The 2332-nt window shown below is 49.7% G+C and carries 2 protein-coding genes; both read left to right on the top strand.

Going from position 1 to position 2332, the window contains the following annotated elements; genetic code table 11:
* Positions 1–284: 284 nt before the first annotated feature.
* The gene (gene trbC, locus AB6D80_RS24670) at positions 285–998 is read left to right on the top strand and encodes a type-F conjugative transfer system pilin assembly protein TrbC (RefSeq protein ID WP_372189902.1); all 714 of its coding nucleotides are present in this window, start codon (positions 285–287) and stop codon (positions 996–998) included.
* A gap of 36 nt (positions 999–1034) precedes the next feature.
* Positions 1035–2332 (top strand): conjugal transfer protein TraN (traN, locus tag AB6D80_RS24665; protein ID WP_372189901.1); only part of this gene is annotated, 1298 nt, incomplete at its 3' end.

Below are 2332 nucleotides of genomic sequence, written 5' to 3'. Positions count from 1 at the left end.
ATGGCGAAAGCGCAACTGTGTCTTTTTATAAGGTGACGCGATGATGCCCATTCTTACCCACAAAAATGAAACGGACCTATTTATTGCCAGTCACCCTGACTCCCTTACCGATTTTTTAAAAACAGAGCTCGCCAACAACAAGCACATTTACTGCTGTTTCCCGCTCTCGCAGTTTTGCTTCTCGTTTTGTCGCGATCTCAATGCTCGTAAGGTGCTGTCAATCAGCTTCCAAAACGCTCACACCCTCTACCCACCCTTTCAGCGGCCATAAAGAAGAGGTTACTATGACCATTCCATCTTTTGAGAGCGCCTTTGGACGCTCTCTTGTTTTTCTGTGTTTTTTTATTGCGTTACCCACCCAGGCTTACACTGAGCAAGAGCTCAAAGCTTTTGCCAAGCTTGAGCAAAAAATGACTCAACAACCGGAGGCGGCGAAGACGTGGCCTACGGACGACATACAAAATAAAGCCCAGGCTTATCGAGAAGAAGCGCTGACTCTCAGCCGCAATGTTCAAGATTTGATACAAGAAGAGAGTCTTTCCCCTTTATTGGGGCGACAAAAGCCCACGCGCCACCCTGACCAAGCCCCAAAAGGGGTGATGGTGTTTGTTTCACTCACCATGCCCAAGACCGCGCTCAAACAGCTTCTGATGCAAAGTGAGCACTTAGGCGTGCCACTGGTGATACGCGGTGTCTTACCTGAAGGTTTTCCGGCCACGGTCAAGCGAATCGAGGCCTTGATACGCTCCCCCAATAAGGCGCCCATTCAAAGCGGCTTTTCCATCAGCCCTGATTGGTTTAAGCAATTTGATATTCATCGCGTACCGGCCTTTGTTTCGGTCAAACAAAACCGCTGCTTACCTAAGCAGCCTTGCAAAGCCAGTGACTACGACATCCTTTACGGCAACATTTCACTTTACCAAGCTCTGGATTACCTCGCGGCCGGGGATGCGCAGCAAAACATTACCCCACTGTTGCGCACGCTCTATGCCCAATAACCCTCTCTCACCCCAACTTTTGATGAGGTGCTCCTTATGCGCATTGACCTCTGGGCTGCGCTCACGCTCAGTTTTTTATCTACTCTCGCTCTTGCCAGCGAACAACAAACCTTTACCGAGAGCGCCAATTGGGCGAAGCAAACGGCAAGCCAAGCTCTAGCACCTCATGCCCTGCCACTCAATGTCGATGACTATTGCAAAGACGCCACGTGTCGACAAGAGATCCGCAGTCCAAAAGAGTCAAGACTGTCAGACGGTGATATCAATGCACAAAAAGGGACAGAGTTTGTGACCAATGGATTGGCTCAAGACATCAACACCCACTTTAATAAAGGGCGCCCCGATGTGAAAAGCGACCCAGCGATGCGCTTTGCCTTACTCGGCCAAGAGAATGCGTATGAAATCACTCACGGCCTCTCAAATGCCTATGTCGATTGTGATAGCGGCTCCCAGTGCCTTATCGAACACATTCCTAAACAGTGTCATCGTCCAACGAACAACAACGTGCCTTGTACAAAAGTCCCCGTTGCCACCGTGGTTACTGGCAATGTCATCTACCACTGTCCATCCGGTTGGACAAAGCAAGGGGATAATTGCCAACGTCCCCTCCCACAATGCCGATACAATAATAAACATTATGTGAGGCAAACGAGAGGTGATGGCATTTTCTCATCGTCAGGAACCATGTATTTATGGGGCGGTAAGAGTGTCTATCCCAACCAAGGCTACACGCTTGGCGAGTTAAAACAGACCTATCACGTTAATTGGCAAGCGAGCGAACACTGGGATAAACGCTACGAGATTTGTCGACCCACCACACAAACGAAAAAAGCCACCTTGAGCTGTTCAAACGGATTCTCCTTATCCGGAGGGAACTGCATCAAAAACACCATGACCTGGCGAACACAATGCCGCCTGATGAACTCGTGCAAGATCACTCGCCAGCAATGTATTGAAGGTCGAGCCACCCGCACCATTAATGGCATTCCCACCACGCTCAATTGTTGGAAATATCGGATAGACCATCATTGTGACCGCCCTAATACCTGCGCAAACCTCCCGAAAGACTGTACGACTCAAACTCAACATTGCAGCCTTAAGCAAAATGGGGTGTGCATCGAGCAAGAGGTCACAAAGCGTTGTGCTGAGAAGACATGCCGAGCCACTGATCTGCAATGTGGGGAGCACTCCTTCTGTCTTGACGGGGAGTGTTACGAGGAGGCGCCCAAATTGAATAACAATTTTGATAAGTCCGTTGCGGCACTGGCAGGGCTTGCCGAAGCCGTGAAAGACATCGGCGACCCACCCAAAATATTCACGGGAAAGCCGATGAA

Source organism: Vibrio sp. 10N.247.310.17 (genome assembly GCF_041466605.1).
In the GTDB taxonomy this organism is placed as follows: Bacteria; Pseudomonadota; Gammaproteobacteria; order Enterobacterales; family Vibrionaceae; genus Vibrio; species Vibrio tasmaniensis_A.
Note: the sequence above shows the minus strand (reverse complement) of the source record. Positions and strands in the feature narration are given on the sequence as shown.

Excerpts from the sequence above, each read along its gene's own strand:
- trbC (WP_372189902.1), top strand. The coding sequence starts at position 285 with ATGACCATTCCATCTTTTGAGAGCGCCTTTGGACGCTCTCTTGTTTTT.